Origin of the sequence: Antarcticirhabdus aurantiaca, from assembly GCF_009765365.1 — a bacterium.
In the GTDB taxonomy this organism is placed as follows: domain Bacteria; phylum Pseudomonadota; class Alphaproteobacteria; order Rhizobiales; family Rhizobiaceae; genus Antarcticirhabdus; species Antarcticirhabdus aurantiaca.
The window spans coordinates 147,342-161,279 of sequence record NZ_VTOM01000004.1 but is presented as its reverse complement, the minus strand read 5'-3'; the positions used below and the strand labels follow the sequence as shown (position 1 = coordinate 161,279).

9 protein-coding genes are annotated in these 13,938 nt (G+C 67.4%); all 9 read right to left on the bottom strand.

Features of this window, described 5'->3' with window-relative positions:
- Nucleotides 1–4: 4 nt before the first annotated feature.
- The gene (locus FZN60_RS06180; protein WP_158872201.1) at nucleotides 5–1,606 is read right to left on the bottom strand and encodes a hypothetical protein; all 1,602 of its coding nucleotides are present in this window, start codon (nucleotides 1,604–1,606) and stop codon (nucleotides 5–7) included.
- A complete protein-coding gene (locus FZN60_RS06175) occupies nucleotides 1,603–2,817 on the bottom strand; it encodes an NAD-dependent epimerase/dehydratase family protein (protein ID WP_158872199.1) in 1,215 nt (404 codons plus the stop codon). Before FZN60_RS06175 ends, FZN60_RS06180 begins: the two co-directional genes overlap by 4 nt.
- 87 nt (nucleotides 2,818–2,904) lie before the next feature.
- The gene (locus tag FZN60_RS06170) at nucleotides 2,905–3,108 is read right to left on the bottom strand and encodes a hypothetical protein (protein ID WP_158872197.1); all 204 of its coding nucleotides are present in this window, start codon (nucleotides 3,106–3,108) and stop codon (nucleotides 2,905–2,907) included.
- Nucleotides 3,109–3,174: 66 nt separating this feature from the next.
- Nucleotides 3,175–4,080: a peptidylprolyl isomerase gene (locus tag FZN60_RS06165; RefSeq protein WP_158872195.1), complete on the bottom strand. Its 906-nt coding sequence runs from the start codon at nucleotides 4,078–4,080 to the stop codon at nucleotides 3,175–3,177.
- The gene (gene narI / locus FZN60_RS06160) at nucleotides 4,077–4,850 is read right to left on the bottom strand and encodes a respiratory nitrate reductase subunit gamma (protein ID WP_158872193.1); all 774 of its coding nucleotides are present in this window, start codon (nucleotides 4,848–4,850) and stop codon (nucleotides 4,077–4,079) included. The genes FZN60_RS06165 and narI overlap by 4 nt, the downstream gene beginning before the upstream one ends.
- A 1-nt stretch (nucleotide 4,851) precedes the next feature.
- Nucleotides 4,852–5,550, bottom strand: coding sequence for a nitrate reductase molybdenum cofactor assembly chaperone (gene narJ / locus FZN60_RS06155; RefSeq protein WP_158872191.1), 699 nt, complete (start codon nucleotides 5,548–5,550; stop codon nucleotides 4,852–4,854).
- Entirely contained in the window at nucleotides 5,547–7,073 is a 1,527-nt protein-coding gene (gene narH / locus FZN60_RS06150; protein WP_158872189.1) for a nitrate reductase subunit beta, read from the bottom strand. The genes narJ and narH overlap by 4 nt, the downstream gene beginning before the upstream one ends.
- A complete protein-coding gene (locus FZN60_RS06145) occupies nucleotides 7,070–10,837 on the bottom strand; it encodes a nitrate reductase subunit alpha (protein WP_158872187.1) in 3,768 nt (1,255 codons plus the stop codon). Before FZN60_RS06145 ends, narH begins: the two co-directional genes overlap by 4 nt.
- Nucleotides 10,834–13,566 carry a nitrate/nitrite transporter gene (locus FZN60_RS06140; protein ID WP_158872185.1) on the bottom strand — a complete coding sequence of 911 codons (2,733 nt, stop codon included), beginning with the start codon at nucleotides 13,564–13,566 and terminating at the stop codon, nucleotides 10,834–10,836. The genes FZN60_RS06145 and FZN60_RS06140 overlap by 4 nt, the downstream gene beginning before the upstream one ends.
- Between the last annotated feature and the right edge of the window lie 372 nt (nucleotides 13,567–13,938).

Sequence of the window (13,938 nt, the reverse complement as noted above, 5' to 3'; positions counted from 1 at the left end):
CATCTCAATAGCTCACGAGAAGGGCGCCGCGTGCCGCCGCCGGCGTGACGAGCGCGTCCTGCGCCACCTCGCCGATCCGATGGACCGCGATCCCGTCGACGCGATCCTCGGCATCGAACAGGACGACCATGGTCTGCGGCGCGTCGCGATGTTCGGCGACGCGGGTCGACAGCGCCGAACCCGACACCAGCTCGATCGCGATCCGTTGGGGAGACTGGAAGCTCGGCGGGATCCGCAAGGGCATGACATGGGCGAGAAGGTCGCCGAAGGCTTCCGTCGAGGAGGGTCCCGCGGCCGCGTCCGGCTGCTGGAGGCTGATGCCCCCCGCCGAGCCTAGGATCCGCACGAGCGCGAGCTTGGCCGCTTCCTCGTCGATGCCCCGCTCGAAGCTGCTTTCCGGCAGCAGCTGCGCCTCGAATTCGGGCCGCTCCGCGCAGATGTCGGGCTTGGGCGAAACGTCGACGATCGCGAGTTCGAGGACGTTGGAAAGGCCTTGATACTGCGCGGGAAGATCGACCCGCAGCTGCTGGTCGTTCGGCGCGTTGGACAGGCGCGCAGACGTCAGCAGGTTGCCGTTCAGCGTGACGCGGGCGATCAGGGCGTCGGCCTCGGCAAAGCCTCCCGTCCTGATCGAGAAGGTGATCGCGGACGGGGCTGCGCCGCCGGGCATGTCCGCGAGATAATACGGGATGCTCCAGCGCCGGCCGCCCCGGAAGGTGACGGCGAGCGTATCGTTCGTGAAGCGTTCGATCGCCACCGGCCAGGGCGCGTCTTCGAGAAGTCTCGGACGGGGCGTGCGCAGGGCGCCCAGATACTGCTGCCCGGACGGCGCCCCCAGCCCGATGGCCGCATCGACGTCCGAAAGGGCGGCCGCCCCCTCGGGCAGGAGGGCGAGCTGAGCCAGCGCCGAGTCCGTGACGAACTGACTGCCGAGCCCGAGCCGCTCGAGGTATGCCGAGGTCCAGGCGGCGATCGCCTGGCCCTGCGGATCGGCGGGATAGGCGATGGCGAAGGGTTCGCTCAACAAGGCCAGTCGGGCCGCGGGATCCCGGACGGGCTCGGCCAGGTCGAGCGCCAGACCGCTCGATGGGAGCACCTCGACCGAGCTTGCCGCGTTGACGGCCCCGACCGGGCAGATCTGTCCCCCGCCCGTCGAGCCGACCGAGCGCAGGCCCACCCTCACGAAGGGCCGCTGCAGGTCGGCCTGGTCGAGCGTCAGGACGAAATGCCGATCGTGCCGCCCGCGATCGAGCACGAACTCCTCGACGGTGCGATCGTTGATGCTGATGCTCAGCCGGCCGTCGCCGACCTGCGACAGCTGCGTTCTCAGGTCGAGATACAACGTGCCCGATCGGGCGGGCACGTTCGGCGGAAGCGGAAACCGGATCTCGGTCCGATCGGGAAAGCCGGCAAGTCCGGACCATCCGTTTCGATTGAAGCGCTGGATGAAGATGTCGGACGTCGTCGCGGTGGGCGGCGTGAAGCTCAGCTCGGTCCACTGCCGCCGCAAGGACGAGATGATGTTGGGATTGCTCAGGTAGATCGCGAAGGAGATGCAAAGGAAGGCGGCGAAGCCGAGAAGCAGCAGGCGACCGATTTCTCTCACGACCCGCTCCCCTTCAGGTGCTTCACGAGGCCGGGCCGATGCCCGGTGGTCCAGAGCGACTGCGCCGGGATCAGCTCGCGATCGATCCGGTCCTTGTAGGCCCCGACGATCTCGATCGTTTCGGTGAACAGTTGTTCTTCAAGAAGAATGGGCGCCAGTCCCAGATCCAGGAAGGATTGGTTCGACAGGGCGAGCTCGTTCTCCACCGCCTCCTTGCGCGGATTGTCCACGAAGGCGATCTGAGCGCCCGTCATTCCCGCGATCATCTCGGCGAGGTCGCGGACCCGCTTCGTCTCGGCGACCTGGTTGAAGATCCGGGGCTTCTCTCCGGCCGCGGGCGGGTTCTCAAGCGCCAGGGCGACGCATCGCACCGTGTCCTGGATGTTGATGAAGCCGCGCGTCTGCCCCCCGGTGCCGTGCACCGTCAGCGGATAGCCGATCGCGGCCTCGACGAGGAAGCGGTTGAGAACCGTTCCGTAATCGCCGTCGTAGTCGAAGCGGTTGACGAGGGCCGGGTGCCGGCGCGTTTCCGCCGTCTGCGTCCCCCAGACGATGCCCTGGTGAAGGTCGGTGATGCGCAGCCGGTCGTTCTGGGCATAGAACTGGAAGAGAAGCTGATCCAGCGACTTGGTCAGGTGGTAGATGCTGCCGGGCTGGGTCGGGTAGAGGATGGTGTCGCGGATGCTCCGCCCTTCCTCCAGCGGGATGATGACGTCGAGGTACCCTTCGGCGATCACCATGTCGACCGTGCTGTATCCGTAGACGCCCGTGGTGCCGAGGTGGACCAAGTGTGCGTCCAGGCCGAGCTCGACCATGGCCAGCAAGGTGTGGTGCGTGGTGCGGACGTTGTTGTCGATGGTGTAGTTCTTCTCGTTCACGCCTTTCATCGAATAGGGCGCCGAGCGCTGCTCCGCGAAGTGGACGATGGCGTCCGGCCGCCGCTGCGAAACGACGTTCCGGAAGCCGGAATAGTCCGCGGCGATGTCGATGCCCCAGAAGGGAATCTCCTTGCCGGTCACGCTCCGCCATGCCGCGAGGCGTTCGTCGATCGAGGCGATCGGGGTCAGGCTGGACGCGCCGAGCTGGTCGTCGATCGACCGCCGCGAGAGATTGTCGACGATCGCGACATCGTATCCTTGAGCGGACAGATGAAGCGCGGTCGGCCAGCCGCAGAAGCCGTCGCCGCCGAGTATCAGAACAGATCCGCTCATGGCGAGGCGCTCCCAGCCGTCATGTCCATCGTCGGCCGAATGCGCATCGAGGGGTGCGAACGATCGGCCGGGTGCTTGCTCGGCGGCTCATCCGAAGACGAGAACGAGAGAGACGAGAATGCAGGCGACGAGGACCGCCAGGCAGATCCAGGCCCAGTAGCCGCCGTGCGGCTTGCGGATGGAGATGCTTTCCAGGGGCGCGGCCGTGCGGCTCGTATCGGTCGTGCCGTCCGTCACCTTGCGCAGGGTCGGATTGAGGGGTGGGCCGTCGAGGCTGTGTCGATCGTTCACGAGGTGAGGCCTTTTCTCGCGTGCCGGCCGCGGTGCCGTCGGGCCCCGCGGCGGAGCACGGCCCGGTCAGGGCATGCTCGACAAGACGTCGGGATCGAGGGCGACGCCCTCGATGTCCGCTTCTTGTGCCAGGTGCAGGACGAAGGCGGCGGCACTCATCGTCCAGGCGCGGGCTTCCAGCATCTCGGCGATCTTCGCGGCCACCATCTCGAAGGACAGGGTCTTGCCGGGGATGCGGCGCTGGTGGCGCAGCACGTGCCAGCCGAAGCGCGAGCGGACCGGCTCGCGCCCCGTGGCGCCTTCGGCCAGATCCTCCAGCGCCGCCTGGACCTCCGGCACCAGCTCGCCGCGGCGCAACTGGCCGAGCGATCCGTTCTGGCGCGCCGTCGGACAGGCCGAGAAGGCCTGCGCCGCCGCGGCGAAGTCGTCGGGATCGTCGCCGAGTTCGGCGGCCAGGGTGCGGGCGGTCTCCTCCGCCTGCCGCCAGCCCGCGGCATCCTCGGAAGCCGGCTCGATGAGGATGTGCGACGCTTCGAAGAGATCCGGCATGCGGAAGCGGCGCAGGTTCGCCTCGTAGTAGCGTCGGCATTCGGCATCGCCCGGCCTCTGCGGCTCGGGAGCGCGGTCGAGGACGGCGCGGATGAGCGCCTCCTCGGCCAGTTCCAGGCGGCCGGCATCGTCCCGTTCCGGACTGGCCTCGAGGCCCGCCGCGCGGGCGGCCTGAAGCATCAGCTCGCGCACGACGAGCGCCTGCGCGGCCGCCCTCCAGGCCGCGGCGCCGTCGCTCGCGGGATGGTGCTGGATCTCGCGGGCGATCGCCTCGGCCCCGATCTCCACGCCGTTGACGCTGACCTTGCCGCCGTCGGGCAGCGGCGCGGCGGGCTTGGGCGTCGAGGCGCAGCCGCAGCCGCTGCCGCAGCCGCTCGGCATCGCCGGCTCCGGCCGGCGGTCGATAACGAGTGTGGAGGTCATTGCGCGCTCTCCGCTTGGGCCCGGCTGATCGAGGCGGCGCCGCTCACCGCGCCGGCGAAGGGATCGGCGACGGCCTGCGAGGGGCCGCGTCGCGAGCGCACCACCTGGTAGCCCGGCCGGAACAGGTACCAGACCGGCGCGCTGAAGACGTGGACGAGCCGGGTGAAGGGGGTGATCAGGAAGATCGTGAGGCCGATGACGATGTGCAGCCGATAAACGAAGGCCGTTTCCATGAGGAGGTCGGCCGCCGCCGGCTTGAAGGTCAGAAGGCCCTGGGCCCAGCCCATGAAGCGGATCATCTCGCTCCCGTCGAGCGCCTGGAACGACCAGTAGAAGCTGGCGATGCCGACGATCAGCTGCAGCCAGATCAGAACGAGCACCAGGATGTCGCCGTAGGAGGAGCTGCGGCGGATCCGTGCGTCGAACAGGCGGCGATGCAGCAGGAGCGAGGAGCCGATCAGGGCCGCGATTCCGGCAAGGCCGCCGACCGCGATGGCCATCATCTGCTTGGCCGTGTGGCTGATGCCGAACTGCTCGAACACCGCGACCGGGGTGAGCAGGCCGACGAAATGGCCGACCAGGATGACCAGGATCCCCAGGTGGAAGAGGTTCGATCCGAGCAGCATCTGCTTGCGTCGCAGGAACTGCGAGGATTCGGAGCGCCAGGAATACTGCGCTCGGTCGAAGCGCAGGATGCTTCCGAAGATCAGAACGGTCACGGCGAGGTAGGGGTACCAGCCGAACAGGAGATAGTTGACGGTCTCCCACATGTTAGCCTCCCTTTGCTTGGTGCCTGGCGTCGCGCTGGGCGGCGCGCAAGCGCGTCATCAGCCTGGACGGCTCGCTCGCTCCTTCGAGCGGAGCGCTGAAGTTGATGGGCGCATCCTCCCAGGCCCGGTCGATCTCGGCTGGCGTCGCCGGATCGCGGTAGTCGGGCAGGGTCGGCGCCTCGTCGGGCGAGGGCCTGCGCTTCGACAGATGCGAAAGGCCGTGCAGCACGGCCACGTAGTGGGTTCCGCGTTCCCTCAGCCGCTGTTCCAGCGCGGCGAGGACGTGCGCCGGCTGGGCCAGCCACTCCTCCGCTTCCCGCTTGGGAAGAACCGACAGGAACTCCAGGAACATCGGCAGGTAGTCGGGAAGCTCGGACTCGCGCATCATGAAGCCGCGGGCGAGATAGGCCTGGCCGAGGTCGATCATGGCTTGGCCGCGCTGGCGCCCGTCGCCGTGGACGTGCTCGAAGAGATGCAGCGAGAGCGCCCGCGAGCTGTCGAAGAGCTCGCAGTAATGCGCCTGCAGGTCGAAGAGGTCCTGGCTCGCGAGAGCGTCGAGGAGCGGCTCGAGAAGGGCGAGCGCCTCGGGCGGCAGTTCCGCTTCCCGGTGCAGGGCATCGCGGACCGAGCCGACATGGGCCTGGAGGTCCTCGCTCGGATAGGTGATGAGGGCCGACAGGGCGCGCAGCGTGTACTTCATAGCGGCACGTCCATGTAGGGCTTGCGGGGCGTGCGCTTGGCGCCGCCGAAGAGGTTCGCCCGCGTGGCGCCGTTGGTGGGCTCGTCGAAGGAGAAGCCGGTCGAGCCGCGAAGGTGATAGGCGTTCTCGTCGGCCTCGCGGTGGCTTGTCGGGATGACGTAGCGGTCCTCATAGGCCGCGAGCGCCATATAGCGGTACATCTCCTCGACCTGCTGCACCGTCAGTCCGACCTCGCGCGCGATCTCCTCGTCGATATGCCCGTCGACCGTCTTGGCGCGCATGAAGGCGCGCATGGCCAGCATCCGCCGGAGCGCCGAGACGATCGGGGCTTCCTCGCCCGCGGTCAGCATGTTGGCGAGATAGCGCATCGGGATGCGCAGGCTCTCGACGTCCGGCATGCCGTTCCTGGCCGAGATCTTGCCGGCCTCGGCCGCCGACTGGATCGGCGACAGCGGCGGCACGTACCAGACCATGGGCAGGGTTCGGTATTCCGGATGGAGCGGGAAGGCGACCTTCCATTCCATCGCCATCTTGTAGACGGGGGAGAGGATGGCCGCGTCGAGCCATTCCTCCGGCACGCCGTCGAGCAGCGCCTGTCGCCGGACGTCCGGGTCATTGGGATCGAGGAAGATCGAGAGCTGCGACTCGTAGAGGGACTTCGGGTTCTCGACCGAAGCCGCTTCCTCGATGCGGTCCGCGTCGTAGAGCACAACGCCGAGATAGCGGATGCGCCCGACGCAGGTTTCCGAGCAGACCGTGGGCTGCCCAGCCTCGATGCGGGGAAAGCAGAAGATGCACTTCTCCGATTTTCCCGACGACCAGTTGTAGTAGATCTTCTTGTAGGGGCAGCCCGAGACGCACATGCGCCAGCCGCGGCACTTCTCCTGATCGATCAGGACGATCCCGTCCTCTTCCCGCTTGTAGATCGCGCCCGACGGGCAGGACGCCACGCAGGCCGGATTGAGGCAGTGCTCGCACAGGCGCGGCAGGTACATCAGGAAGGTCTTCTCGAACTGGCCGTAGATCTCCTTCTCGATGCCGTCGAAGTTGTAGTCCTGCGAGCGGCGGGAGAACTCGCCGCCGAGGTCGTCCTCCCAGTTGCCCGACCATTCGATCTTGTTCATCACCTCGCCGGTGATGAGGGAGCGCGGCTTGGCCGAGGGCTGCGCCTGGAGCTCGGGGGCCTGCTGCAGCCAGCCGTATTCGAACGTGTAGGGCTCGTAGAAGTCGTCGATCTCCGGCAGGTCGGGATTGGCGAAGATCTTCGAGAGAACGCGCCATTTCGCGCCGATCTTCGGCTCGATGCGGCCGTTGGACTTCCTGGTCCACCCGCCCTTCCAGCGTTGCTGGTTCTCCCAATCCTTGGGATAGCCGATGCCGGGCTTCGACTCGACGTTGTTGAACCAGGCGTATTCGACGCCTTCGCGGTTGGTCCAGACGTTCTTGCAGGTGATCGAGCAAGTGTGGCAGCCGATGCACTTGTCGAGATTGAGCACCATGCCGATTTGGGCGCGAATCTTCATGCCGCCGTCTCCTTCGACTTGGCCTCGTGACCACCCCAGTCGGCGGTGGCGTCCGTGTTGAACGTGTCGTCGACGACTTTGTCGAACCAGTTGACGTGGTTCATCTTGCGGAGGATGACGAACTCGTCGCGATTGGCGCCGACGGTGCCGTAATAGTTGAAGCCGTAGGCGAACTGGACGTAGCCGCCGATCATGTGCGTCGGCTTCATGTTGATGCGCGTGATGGAGTTGTGCACGCCGCCGCGCTGGTTCGTGATCTCGGAGCCGACCGTGTTCACGAGCTTTTCCTGCGCGTGATACATGATCGCCGATCCTTCCATGATCCGCTGCGAGACGATCGCGCGGGCGGTCACGGCGCCGTTGACGTTGAAGGCCTCGATCCAGTCGTTGTCCTCGATGCCGGCCTTTCCGGCATCCACCTCGCTGATCCAGATCGTCGGTCCGCCGCGATTGAGGCTGAGAAGCAGGAGGTTCTCGGTATAGCTGGAGTGGATGCCCCACTTCTGGTGCGGGGTCAGGATGTTGAGCTGGATCTCGGGGTTGCCGTTCGGCAGCTTGCCGGCGACCTGCGCCACCGTCCGCGTGTCGATCGGGGGGCGCCAGGTCGCGAAGCCCTCGCCGAAGGCCAGCATCCACTGGTGGTCGAGGAAGAGCTGCTGTCGTCCCGTCAGGGTGCGCCAGGGAATGAGCTCGTGAACGTTGGTGTAGCCGGCGCTGTAGCAGACCTTCTCGCTCTCCAGTCCCGACCAGATCGGCGAGGAGATGATCTTGCGCGGCTGCGCCACGACGTCCCGGAACCGGATCTTCTCGTCTTCCTTGCCGGCCGCGAGATGGCCGTGGTCGCGGCCGGTCGCCTTGCCCAGCGCCTCCCAGGCCTTGACCGCGATCTGCCCGTTGGTTTCCGGAGCGAGCATGAGGATCGTCTCGCAGGCGTCGATGTCGGTCAGGACCCGTGGCCGGCCGGCGGCCGGTCCGGTCTCGACGCGCCCGTTCAGGGCGCCGAGAAGGTCGATCTCGTGGCGGGTGTCCCAGGTCAGGCCCTTGCCGCCATTGCCCAGCGTGTCGAGCTTCGGGCCGATGGCGGTGAAGCGCTCGTAGGTCGCGGGATAGTCGCGCTCGACGACGGCGATGGTCGCCATGGTCCGTCCCGGAACCGGGTCGGTCTCGCCGCGGCCCCAGTCGAGCGGGGCATAGGGCTGGGCGAGCTCGGCCGCGCTGTCGTGCTGAATCGGATTGAGGACGATGTCGGTTTCCACGCCGAGCTCGCCCTCGCACAGGCGCGAAAAGGTCTGGGCGATGGCGCGGAAGATGTCCCAGTCGCTGCGCGCCTCCCAGACCGGATCCACCGCCGCCGTGAGGGGGTGGATGAAGGGATGCATGTCCGACGTGTTGAGGTCGTGTTTCTCGTACCAGGTCGCGGTCGGCAGCACGATGTCGGAGTAGAGGCTCGTCGTGGACATCCGGAAGTCGATGTTCACCATCAGGTCGAGCTTGCCCTTGGGCGCGTCCTCCCGCCACGCGACCTCGTCCGGCCGGATCCCGTCCTCGGTGCCCACGACGCCGTGCGAGGAGCCGACGAGGTGCTTGAGGAAGTATTCGTGCCCCTTGCCGCTGGCGCCGAGGACGTTGGAGCGCCAGAAGAACATGTTGCGCGGCCAGTTCTGCGGCGCGTCCGGGTCGGCCATGGCGAACTGGACGGCTTTCGACGCGAGCAGGCCGGGCAGGGCCTCGACCGGGTCCTCGCCCCGCTCCTTCAGGGTCCGCGCCAGCGCCAGGGGGTTGGTGTCGAGCTGGGGGGCGGAGGGCAGCCACCCCATGCGCACCGCGCGCAGATTGTAGTCGAACATGGAGCCCGACCAGTCGCCGGGAGGGGCCGTCGGCGAAAGGATGTCCGAGACGTCGAGCGTCTCGTAGCGCCATTGATCGGAATGCGCGTAGAAGAACGACGTCCCGTTCACTTGGCGCGGCGGCCGGGTCCAGTCGAGCGCGAAGGCGAGCGGCAGCCAGCCCGTCTGCGGGCGGAGCTTTTCCTGCCCGACGTAATGCGCCCAGCCGCCGCCCGATTGCCCGACGCAGCCGCACAGGACGAGCAGCGCGATGATGCCGCGATAGCTCATGTCCATGTGGTACCAATGGTTGAGCCCGGCGCCGACGATGGCCATGGCGCGGCCGTCCGTCTTCTCGGCGGTCTGCGCGAATTCGCGCGCCGTCTGGAGGATCGCCGCCCGCGGCACGCCGCAGACCCGCTCCGCCCAGGCCGGGCTGAACGGCACGTCGTCGTCGTAGGTCGAGGCGACGTCGCCTCCGCCGAAACCGCGGTCGACGCCGTAATTGGCGCAGAGGAGATCGAACACGGTTGCGACCAGCGCCTCGCCGTCCTTGAGCTCCACGCGGCGCAGCGGCACGATGCGGCTCAGGACCTCGGAATGGTCGGTGGCGACGAAGCTTCCCGGTGCCGTGCCGCCGAAATACGGGAAGGAGACCGGCGCCAGCCGATCCTCCATGCCGGCGAGCGAGAGCTGCAGCGATGCCGGCAGGCCGGCCCCATCCACCTCCTCGAGGTTCCACTTGCCGGGATCGCCCCAGCGAAAGCCGGCCGAGCCGCGGGGACACACGACGCGCCCGGTTTGGTCCAGGGCGACGGTCTTCCAGTCCGGGTTCGCCTCTTCCCCGAGACCGCCTGCGAAGTCGGCCGCGCGCAGGAAGCGCTCGGGCAGGAGGTGTCCGTCCCGCTCGACCAGCTTCACCAGGAAGGGCATGTCGCTGTAGCGCCGGGCGTAGTCCTGGAAGTAGGGGACCTGCCGGTCGATGTAGAATTCCTTGAGGACGACGTGGCCGAGGGCGAGCGCCAGCGCCGCGTCGGTGCCTTGCTTTGGATGCAGCCAAAGATCGGCGAACTTGCAGGCCTCGCTGTAATCGGGCGAGACGACGACGCTCTTGGTGCCCTTGTAGCGGGCCTCCGTGTAGAAGTGGGCGTCCGGCGAGCGGGTCTGCGGGATGTTGGACCCCCAGACCAGAAGAAACCCCGCATTGTACCAGTCGGCGCTTTCCGGAACGTCGGTCTGCTCGCCCCAGGTCTGCGGCGAGGAGGGCGGCAGGTCGCAATACCAGTCGTAGAAGCTCAGGCAGCCGGCGCCGATCAGCGACAGGTAGCGCGTGCCGGCCGCGTAGGAGACCATCGACATGGCGGGAATGGGCGAGAAGCCGATGATCCGGTCGGGCCCGTAATCCTTGATCGTGTAGATGTTGGCCGCGGCGATGATCTCGCAGACCTCGTCCCAGGTCGCGCGCACGAAGCCGCCGCGCCCGCGGCGCGTCACCCAGCTCGCCCGCGCCTCCGCGTCCGTGACGATCCGGCGCCAGGCCTCGACGGGTCCGAGCGAGGCGCGGGCCTCGCGCCAGGCCTTCAGCATCCGGGCGCGGACCAGCGGATACTTGATGCGCGTTCCCGAATACAGGTACCAGCTGTAGCTCGCCCCGCGCGGGCAGCCGCGCGGCTCGTGGTTGGGCAGATCGGGCCGCGTGCGGGGATAGTCGGTCTGCTGCGTTTCCCAGGTGACGATCCCGCCCTTGACGTAGATCTTCCAGGAGCAGGAGCCGGTGCAGTTCACGCCGTGGGTGGAGCGGACGATCTTGTCCGACGCCCAGCGCTTGCGATAGGCGTTCTCCCAGGCGCGCGGCTCGTTCGTCGCCACGCCCCAGCCGTCGGCGAAGGTTTCGCGGTGCTGACGGAAGAAGGTCAGGCGATCGAGAAAGTGGCTCATGCGCGTCGCTCCGTCGTCCGGAAGAGCCCGCGCGGCCCGGTATAGAAGAACCAGGTGGCCAGGGCGCAGGTGATGAAGAAGGCGGCAAATCCGTAGAGCGCGCCGTTCGCGCTTCCGGACACGTCGATCGAGGTTCCCAGGGCCTTGGGGATGAAGAAGCCGCCATAGGCCGCGATGGCGGAGATGAAGCCGGTGACGGCCGCGCTTTCCCATTCCGCCTTGTGCCGGCGCTCCTCGGCGCTCGCCTGGGGCTCCTGCGCGTCGACGACCCGCGTCATGATCCCGGGCACCATCTGGAAGGTCGAGGCGTTGCCGATGCCGCTCGCGAAGAAGAGCAGGAGCGTCATGGCGAAGAAGGCCGGGAAGCTCTGGATCTCGAGCGACCAGACGAGGAGAACGGCGAAGACGATCATCGAGACGAAGACCCAGAAGGTCACGCGCTCGCCCCCGAGCCGGTCCGACAGGCCTCCCGAGAAGGCGCGCGACAGGGCGCCGACCAGGGGGCCGATAAAGGCGTAGTGGAGGGCGTCGACCTGGGGAAAGACGAGCCGCGTCAGGAGCGGGAACGCGGCCGACATGCCGATGAAGGTGCCGAAGGTGCCCGTGTAGAGCCAGCACATCACCCAGGTGTGGAGGTGCCGCACGATCACCAGCTGCTCGGTGAAGGAGGCCTTGGCCGAGGCGATGTTGTTCATGCCGAACCAGGCGGCGCCGACGCCGACCAGGATCAGCGGCACCCAGACGAAGCCGGCATTCTGCAGCCAGACCGAGGCGCCGTCGGGCGTCGTCTGCGGGTTTCCGGCGAGGGTGCCGAAGATCCCCATCGATATGACGATGGGAACCAGGAGCTGCACGACGCTGACGCCGAGATTGCCGATCCCCGAATTGATCGCCAGGGCGCGGCCCTTCTCCGTCTTCGGGAAGAAGAAGGAGATGTTGGACACCGACGAGGCGAAGTTGCCGCCGCCGAAGCCGCAGAGGAGCGCGAGCGTCAGGAAGATGAGATAGGGCGTCTGCGGGTCCTGGACGGCATAGCCGATGCCGAAGGCCGGGATCAGGAGCGTGCCGGTCGACAGGGCCGTCCACAGCCGTCCGCCGAAGACGGGAACGAGGAACGAATAGAAGATGCGCAGCGTCGCGCCCGAGATGCCCGGCGCCGCCGCCAGCCAGAAGAGCTGGTTGGAGGTGAACTGGAAACCGGCAGCCGGGAGCCAGGCGACGACGATGCTCCAGAGCTGCCAGACGGCGAAGGCGAGCGCGAGGCAGTAGGTCGAGATCCAGAGGTTCCGCCGGGCGATGGCCCGGCCCGTCTTCTCCCAGAACACCGGATCGTCCGGACGCCAGTCGGTCAGGAGGTGCGAATCCGCCGCCCCTTGCGCGGGCGCGAGCCGTTCGTCCGGCGCGGCCGGGATCGGCGCGCTGCCGGTCGCGGCGACCGGGCGCGCCGGGGCGCCGCCCGCCTCCCGGCGGCTCGCCGCGTCGCGGTCGAGCTTCTGCACCGAGACGTGCATCCAGACGAGCGATGCCACGGCGACGAGGAAGAGCAGCGCGAAGCAGGCGGTCCGCACGCCCGTCAGGTCCTCCAGGACGCCGAAGGCGATCGGCAGAAGGAAGCCGCCGAGCCCGCCGATCATTCCGACGAGTCCGCTGACCGCGCCGACCTCGCGCGGGTAGTAGATCGGCACGTGCTTGAAGACCGCGGCCTTGCCGAGGCTCATGAAGAAGCCGAGCACGAACATGATGACGAGGAAGGGGGTGAGGCCCATGCTCGTCGAGAAGCGGATCGGCCCTTGGATCCCTTCGATGATGTAGGTCGTCGGCGGATAGGACAGCATGAAGGTCGCCACGATCCCGACGGCGAAGGTCCAGTACAGCACGGCGCGCGCGCCGTAGCGGTCGGACAGGACGCCGCCATAGATGCGGAACAGGCTGGCCGGCACCGAGTAGAAGGCCGCCAGCATGCCGGCCGAGGTCAGCGACAGTCCGTAGGTCGTGACGAGGTAGTGCGGGAGCCACAGCGACAGAGCGACGAAGGCGCCGAAGGCGAAGAAGTAGTAGAGCGAGAAGCGCCAGACCTGGGCGTGGACGAGAACCTTGAACTGGGCCGTGAACGGCTCACGCGCGGCCGCCTCGTCGCCGGCCCGGCGCGGTTCATCCTTGGTGAGGATGAGGAAGACGACGGCGGTCACGACGAGGCCCACCGCCCAGACCTGCGCGACGCCCCGCCAGCCCATCGCCACCATCACGAAGGGGGCGAGGAACTTAGTGACGGCCGCGCCGACATTGCCGGCTCCGAAGATCCCGAGCGCGGTGCCCTGTCGCTCCGGGGAGAAGAAGCGCGACACGTAAGGCACGCCCACGGAAAAGGTGCCGCCCGCCAGTCCAACGACGAGGCCCGCCAGGAGCATCGTCGGGTAGCTGTCGGCCCAGATCAGCGCCCAGGTCGCCGCCGCCGAGACGAACATCAGCGCCGCGAAGATCTTCCGGCCGCCGTAGCGGTCGGACCACATGCCGAGAACGAGCCGGGACAAGGAGCCGGACAGGATCGGCGTGCCGACGAGAAGGCCGAACTGGGACTCGGAGAGGCCGAGCTCGTCCTTGATGCCGATGCCGATGATCGCGAAGATCGTCCAGACCGCGAAACTCGCCGTGAACGCGACGGTGCTCGTCCAGAGAACCTGGTCGGCCTTGTCGGCCGTGCTGTCCGGCGAAGTGACCGATGCTGCCACGAGCTCTTCTCCGGTCCGGTGGTTGCCGATGGGCGCGTGACGCAGACGTCTCGATGGGCTCGCCGCATGGATCGCCGCAGGCGTGAGGGCTCAGCCCTCCCGTTTCAGGGAGCGGCCCGCACGATGATCTATCCGCAGATGAAGCTGCACGACGTCAGTATAGTCGATGCAGAGTGTGTAACTAACGGGAATGGTATGTCGTGCAGGGATGGTTGCATAGAGAGAATGCCGGCTAAAAACACTGCGGCGGCAAATTACTGCGGGATGGATCTTTAGATCTTTACCGGAAGGGCGGCAGTCATCGCCTTCGCTGTTGAAGACGATGCTCGGCTGCGATGGCCCGCAGTGCGCCGGGCCATTGCCGGATCTTCG